This window comes from Natronospira elongata (assembly GCF_034931365.1).
GTDB lineage: Bacteria > Pseudomonadota > Gammaproteobacteria > Natronospirales > Natronospiraceae > Natronospira > Natronospira elongata.
In genome coordinates, this window is the sequence record NZ_JAYGII010000063.1 from 1 (window position 1) to 7070 (window position 7070).

General features: G+C 61.7%; 6 protein-coding genes. 5 read left to right on the forward strand and 1 reads right to left on the reverse strand.

The annotated features are described in order from the left end of the window. The 5 genes from VCB98_RS13400 to csx2 all read left to right on the forward strand — a co-directional run. A partial coding sequence (locus VCB98_RS13400; protein WP_346053378.1) for a hypothetical protein occupies positions 1-463 on the forward strand: 463 nt, incomplete at its 5' end. Beyond that, positions 460-1953: an RAMP superfamily CRISPR-associated protein gene (locus VCB98_RS13405; RefSeq protein ID WP_346053379.1), complete on the forward strand. Its 1494-nt coding sequence runs from the start codon at positions 460-462 to the stop codon at positions 1951-1953. The genes VCB98_RS13400 and VCB98_RS13405, both read left to right, overlap by 4 nt. Beyond that, positions 1953-2444 carry a hypothetical protein gene (locus tag VCB98_RS13410; RefSeq protein WP_346053381.1) on the forward strand — a complete coding sequence of 164 codons (492 nt, stop codon included), beginning with the start codon at positions 1953-1955 and terminating at the stop codon, positions 2442-2444. Before VCB98_RS13405 ends, VCB98_RS13410 begins: the two co-directional genes overlap by 1 nt. Then, complete coding sequence (locus tag VCB98_RS13415) at positions 2441-4651, forward strand: TIGR03986 family type III CRISPR-associated RAMP protein (protein ID WP_346053383.1); 2211 nt, start codon at positions 2441-2443, stop codon at positions 4649-4651. The genes VCB98_RS13410 and VCB98_RS13415 overlap by 4 nt, the downstream gene beginning before the upstream one ends. Positions 4652-4685: 34 nt before the next feature. Beyond that, positions 4686-5903, forward strand: a complete 1218-nt coding sequence (gene csx2 / locus VCB98_RS13420; RefSeq protein ID WP_346053385.1) for a TIGR02221 family CRISPR-associated protein — start codon at positions 4686-4688, stop codon at positions 5901-5903. A 793-nt stretch (positions 5904-6696) separates the two neighbouring features. On the opposite strand, the gene VCB98_RS13425 is transcribed toward csx2, so the two are convergent. Beyond that, complete coding sequence (locus tag VCB98_RS13425) at positions 6697-6936, reverse strand: hypothetical protein (RefSeq protein WP_346053387.1); 240 nt, start codon at positions 6934-6936, stop codon at positions 6697-6699. Positions 6937-7070: the final 134 nt, after the last annotated feature.

Genomic DNA, 7070 nt, shown 5'->3' on the forward strand with positions numbered 1-7070 from the left:
CCGCCCCGAGCGGCCACAATCCGCCCTGATCACCTGGCTGGAAGACCGTCGCCAGGATGAACAGGCTGCAGACGAGGGCCGGGATCAATCGGCCGGCCTCGTCAGAGCCTGGCGGGCAGCCCTCAACAGCGCCCGCAGCCTGCAGGGCGTGCCCGTTGAGAAAGACTTCGGCCCCTCGGCCGCCCAATGGGGCCGGGTCATGGAAGCGGCCAATCAATCCGACAAGGCCGATGAACTCATGGAAAGACTGTTCCAGGGCAATGCCGCCATCATCAAGCCGGGTGCCGAGGGCTGGCAGGAACAGCTGGCATGGCAGCAGGAGATGGTGCCACTGGCCACCCGGCTGCAGCAGCTGCTTGAAGAGGCCAGGGAAGAGGCGGCCACCGAGCGCAGCTTCATCCGCGTGATCCGGCAGTTCGCCCACCAGTGCCAGGCCGATTGCTCAGGGAGGTCCACACAATGACAGACGCAGTCCTGCATATCGCCAGAGTGGTGGTGGAAACCGCCACGCCCCTGTCCATCAGCACCGGCAATCCGGATGGCAATTTCGACACCCGTCTGGTGACCGATGCCAATGACCTGCCGGCCATTCCCGGCTCCAGCCTCGCGGGTGTCATGCGCCACCTGTATGCCGGCCTGGACGCCGTTGATGAGCAACGCCTCAATGATGTCTTTGGTTTTCAGGATCGTAACCTCGGTCAGGCCTCAAGCCTGGCCGTCTCCTGGGGCGTGATGCTCGACAGCCAGGGCCGGGCCGTGGAAGGCCTGCTCAGCCCCGATAGCGAGCGCCTGTCCGATCCCCTGATCGCCGAGGCCCGCCGCCTCACCCGCGAGGCCCCCGCCTTCCGGCATCGGGTCGCCATCAATGACAAGGGCGCGGCGGCGGATACCGGCAAGTTCGACCGCGCCGTGCTGCCCACCGGCTATCGCTTCGCGCTCGAACTTCGCTTCCGGGAAGACAAGGATTCCGGTATCTGGCAGGACCTGCTCGGTCTGCTGCATCACCCCGGCTTTCGTCTCGGCGGTGGTACCCGCGCGGGCTTGGGCAAACTCCGTGTCTGTAGCGTCCACGCCCGCAGTTTCACCCTCCGCGAATCGGCCAGGGCACTGCAGCAGTTGCCCGCCGGTCTCCACGAGACCGATGGACTGGAAGACATTACCGGCGCCTGCCAGGGCTACCGGCCGAATGACCAGGGCTGGCAGGACGGTCGATTGATCCTCAAGCCACGCGGCGCCTGGCGGATCGGGGCGGGCCACCATTCGGTCGCCGAGCTGCTCGGGCAGGATGGCCCGGAAGCCGCCAACACCATGCTGCCCGTGACCGAGGGCTGGGTCCGCTGGGAGAAGGGCAAAGCCCAGATCGTCCGTCACAAGGGCAAGCGCCTGCTTGTGCCCGGCAGCAGTCTCAAGGGGGCCCTGCGCCATCGTTTTGTTTACTACTCAAACTGCCTTGCCGGGCGCTGGGCCGAAGACGGCCAGGGTAAGGACACCCCGGAAGAGGTAAAGCCGCTCTTTGGGGAGCTCAAGGGCGACGGCAGCGGCCAGGCAGGACGCCTCTACCTCGATGACAGCTACCTCAGCCTGGACAAGGTCAAAAGCCGCATTCTGCCGCACAACAGTATCGATCGTTTCACCGGCGGAGTGCGCGACCGGGTGCTGTTTGCCGAGGAAGTCATCAGCGGTGCGACCCTGGACATACCCATCCGGTTGAATGTCCGCCCCATTGAAGATCTGGCCGACACCGCCCTGAAGCAACGAATCATCCAGGCGCTCAAACTCACCCTGGACGATCTCTGCCAGGGCCGCCTGGCCTTCGGTGCCCGTACCACCAGCGGCAACGGTTTCTTCGAAGGTGAACTCACCGGCTCCCTGCGTGACTGGCTGGACAGACAATCCGGGCCCGAAGCAGACAGTGAAAAAGCCGAAGCCGAATCCATGGAGGAAAGTGCCTGATGAATGACGCAATGATCAGCGCCTGGGAGAAGCTGCGCCGTTCGGACACGGTCAAGGGGCTGCCTGAATTCCGGGCCAGCGGGCTTGAGATGGAACACGAAACCATCCAGAGCCATGAGGCACTCATCCAGCAACTGGAGGCATTCGAGCCGACTGCCGGCTGGCTGCAATGCCAGTCCCGTCAATGGCTGTTCCGGGATGGCCTGCCCGACATGAAAAGCGCGGCAGAGCAACACGGCGAGCTGCTGAGTGCCGAGGCCGTCAATGACCGGGGCCAGTCACTGGCCATCCGGCAGGACGCCCGTGGCGGCTGGCATCTCACCCGGCTCACCCCCGAAGCAGAAGGCCCCTACCTCTGTGACACCGTCAGCCATCGGGCGGCCACCGAAGCCGGGCAGCACCTTCACTACCGCCGCTACTGGCGGCATGACAAGGATCTGGGCTTTCGCCCGTTCACCGCAGGGCTTATCGGTCTGGGAGGGGAGCAATGAGCAAGCAACAAGGCAACAACCGACTCAAGCACCTGGACGCCGCCTACAACTTCGTCCCCCTGTCTGACTGGGTACACATTCCGGACTGGGGCAATCAGGTCAGCCACGACATCCCCTTCCAGGACGGCCTCAGCGGCGAGATCCACTACGAACTCGTCGCCGACTCCCCGCTCCTGGTGGGCGGCGAACAGGAAAAGAGCGGCAACGGCCCCGGCAAGGTCCGTCCCGTGCGCGATGCCGACGGCAACTACATCATCCCCGGCAGCAGCCTCAAGGGCATGCTCCGCGCCGTCACCGAAATCGCCGCCTTCGGGCGCATGCGGTTTGTGGATGACCGCATGCTCGGCCTGCGGGATATTTCCGGCAATGCCGTCAAGGGCGCCTACATGGGCAGGCTGAAGGGAAAGATCAAGTCGGGTTGGCTGCAGTGGGACGAGGCCAGTGGCCGCCACCAGCTCATCCCCTGTGACTTTCTCCCGCTGCATCACCGTGACCTGGAAAACTGGCTGGGTATCTCAACGCCAATCTTTGCAGCCAGGGAAACGGTCGCAGACAAATTCTCGAACTGGGAACAATACTGTCATGACAATGGCAAGCCCGGTTACGAATGGGAACTGCCCTTCCGACGCAAGGAGGGCCTGGCCGTCCCGGACGACAATGGTCCGGAATCCGGCATGCCGGTCTTCACCATGCAGATCTCCGACAGCAGAGACGAGAAGGGCAAGAAGCGGGATTTCATCTTTTTCAATGAACGTGCCGAAGATGTCGTCAACCTATCCCCCCGGGATTGGCAGGACTTTCTCCGCGTTCATGAAGGCGAGCCGGGCCTGCCGGATGCGAGCAAGAAGGACATGGCCTGGCCCGGATACTGGCGTGAGCAGTATTTTGCCGGGCAGGCCATGCCCGTCTTCTATGTGGAATCCGAGCGCGGCTATCGGATCGGCCTGGCCTACATGCCCAAACTGGCCGGTGACTACGGCGTACAGGACGCCATCGGTCATGTTTCCGGCGATCACCTCAGCCAGCCCGGTGTGGAAAACGGCTACGATTTCGCGGATCTGCTGTTTGGTGCCGTGGGAGAAGACCCCGACGATGCGCTGAAGGGCCGGGTTTCCGTGGAAACTGCCCGGGCGCAGGGCAATGTGGCCGAAGAGGCCCAGTCCCCCACGATCCTCAATGGCCCCAAGCCCAGTTACTTCCCCAGCTACCTTCAACAGCCAACCGATGACAGTGGGGAACGACTCAGCAAGGGCCCCTGGGTGGAAAAGCTGGAGAGGATTCTCCAGGAGAAGAATCTGGGTCCCCAGTACATCACCTATCTGGACAGCAAGAACCCACCAGCCAGGGTCCGTGGTTTCAAGCGCTATCCCGCCCGGAATGAAAAGACAGTGGGCGTACAGCCCCTCACGGCTGAGCAGAAGAAGAACACCAGAGTGCAGGTTCAGTTGCACACGCTGCCAGCCGGTACCCGCTTTCAGGGGCGGCTTGTCTTCCATAACCTGAAACCGGAAGAACTGGGTGCCCTGGTCTGGATACTGGAATGGGGCGGTGATGCCAAACTCCGTCATTCTCAGGGCATGGGCAAGCCATTTGGTTTCGGTCAGGTTCATTTTGAGCTGAACGAGAAAGCCAGCCAGTTCCGCGCCAACCAGAACCCCATCCAATTGCACAGGCTCGGACCGGAGCAACGGGCTGCATGGCGCCGCCAGTTTGAGCGCACCATGCTGACGGCCTGCAAGGAGCAGGGTGAAGACGACTGGATCTCTACATCACGCATGAAGAACCTCCTGGCCATGGCCGACCCCGAGGCGTCTGAAAAATGGCCGGGGCAGCTTCGTCACATGTGTCTGGACCCGGATAGAAGGCGGAACGATTTCGTGGCAGCCAAGCAGGCGCGTCTCGTGCTTGCCGACTACGCCCGAAAGACCGAGTATGTGCCGCGAATCGAGGCCGAAGGCAGTACCCCTGCCTGGCTCAAGAGAATGCTGGCCGAGGTCCAGGAAAAGACGGGGGAGACCAATCAGAAGGCCGTGATTCGTCGGCGTGAACTCGCCCAGGCAGTTGATGCCCTGGAAGATCCCGACCGGAAACGCCAGGCCGCCGAGTTCATCCGCGAACTGATGCGTGAAAGCTTCATCTGGGACGGCAAGCTGAAGGGCGCCGCTGGAGAGGCCAGGGAAGTCTACAAGCGCATTCTTGACGAATGAACCCACGGCTTTTGCAAAGACTCTGGAGAGAAAAGTGTCAACCGTACTGATCAGCTTCATCGGGCGAACACCCAAGGACCAGGATGGCTACCGCCAGACGGTCTACCGCTTTCCTAATGGCGAGGAGCATGAAACCGCCTATTTTGGCTGGAGCCTTGCCGAAAAACGCGCACCGGACCGCATGGTCATCCTGGGTACCAGTGGCAGCATGTGGGAGTTTCTGGTTGAAACCCAGAACATTCCCGAGGCGGATGACACCATCATCAACCTCATGGAGGCCTGCGAAAAACATACCGTGACTCAGGCCCAACTGGATTCGGTTAAACCCCTGCTCAACGAACACTGCCCCTTTGAGCTGGAACTGGGATTGATCCCGGCAGGCAGCGAACCGGCCGATCTCACCAGCACCCTGGCCGTCATGTCCGAGCACGTGAATCCCGATGACCAGGTCATCCTGGACATCACACACGGCCTGCGCCACCTGCCCATGCTGGCCCTGGTCTGCGCCATGATGCTGCGTCGCCTGCATGGAATCGAGATCCAGCACATCTATTACGGCCAGTACAACCCGGATACGAAGCTCGGCACCGTCCATGACCTGCACAGCATGCTGCACCTCATGGACTGGGTGCAGGCGCTTGAGCGTTTCGACCACGATGGCAATTACGGTGTTTTTGCCCCATTACTTGAGAAAGAAGGCATCCCGGAAGACAGGATCCGCTGCCTCTCCGAGGCCGCCTATTACGAACGCCTTTTCAATCTGGGCTCGGCCCAGGCCAAGCTCAATACCTTTATGCCAGTACTCAACGAGCCGCTGCCCGGTACCGGCGCATTGTTCACAGAGGGTCTCAAGGACCGATTGAGCTGGGCCAAAGACAAAGACCGTGGCCGGCAACAATGGCACCAGGCAGAGTTCTACCTGAAACAGGGCGACTACCCCCGCGCCGCCATCTTTGGCTGCGAGGCCTTCATCAGTTCATTGCTTGAAAGCGGAGAAGCGGTCACCGACCACAACCAGCGTGAAAATGCGGAGCAGGAATTCAGGGACGGCCTACGCGGTGATCCGGCCCGACGCGGCGATTACGAAGAACTCAAGAAGATCCGCAACAGCCTCGCCCACGGCAACCGCCCCAAAAAGGGCAGCCAGACCGAAAAGTCCCTGAAGACCCAGCAGGCCCTGGACAGCACCCTGAAGAAACTGTTCTCCCGCCTGCGCCAACAGCCACCCAAGCGCCAGTCCGAGGCCTCATGAGCCCATGGGGCCGGTGGACCACACCAGGCTTGCGGCAGCAGTTTGATCAGGTCGGAGGGGCTGGATTGAGCTGGTGAAGCGGCCAGAATTTTGTAATAAGTTGGTCTGAGGTGCCCATGAATGGAGTGAATGGAGACTCATCGAATGTCGCGGATGTACCACAACAAGAGCAATTCCGGGGTTCTGCATAACCCCCCTTGCAAGTCCCTGAATCCAGAGATATTCTGGAGCCGTAGAGTCAGAATCTGTGGCCCGCTTGATAGGGCATTAAGGGGTTCCGTTGCTCGGGCGGGACCGCTCCCTTCGGGGAAGCTGGGTGCGGGGTCTCAGCGCAGTGCAGATCTTGAGTTCATCTGCTCGGTTCAGGCTTCACGCTGGCCGGCGTCTGGCTGTCTGTGGCGCCCGCTCGCTTGGCCTGTTTGGCCCGTCCCTGGGCCTCACCGCTCGCTTTCGCTCGCGGCCTCGCACGATGTGCGAGTCCAAATACGTTCCCGACGCATTTGTCCCTCAAGCCGTAGCGCCACTACGGCTTTCAGTCCGGCGCGGCGCGAGCGAACCGTTCAGCCACCCAGCCACTTACCCTCCCACCCAAGCAACGGAACAGGGCACGTATGAAACGAGCGTGGTGGTATCCGCCGGGGTGGCCCGCTTGTTAGGGCGGCCCGGCTGTTGCCGGGAGCGGGGAGCTTCAAGCTGCAAGCAGGGTGGTGCGAGTTGTTGACTTCAAGCTCGTAGTGAGTGGCTTGTAGCTCGAGGCTTGTAACTTGAAGCTGTCGCGGCCGAGCCGCCGGGGTCAGCGTGGCGTCCAGAGCCGGTTCAGCCACCGGTCCATGGCGTCTTCGAAGGTCTCCGGATCAAGGCGATGTTGGGTGACTCCGCCATTGGCGTCGCGGAGTTCGTAGTCGGGGCGTTGCCCGGGGCGGGTGAAGGGAAGGTAGGAGTACTCGCTGTGTCGATGGAGTGCTTCCCGGTTTGACTGGTGCTTCTTGAACCAGGATTTCCGGGTGCAGGCGGTGTAGAGCGGTGTCGCCACTGCCATCTTGCTTAGGGAACCTCTGATTAATTCATTCGCGCCCGCAGCCAACGGGATTTTTCCTCTCGCGAGGCGCGACGAGCGTAGTGTAGCCTCTGTGCTACATGAGCGAGGAGTAACGAAGTCGCGAGGGG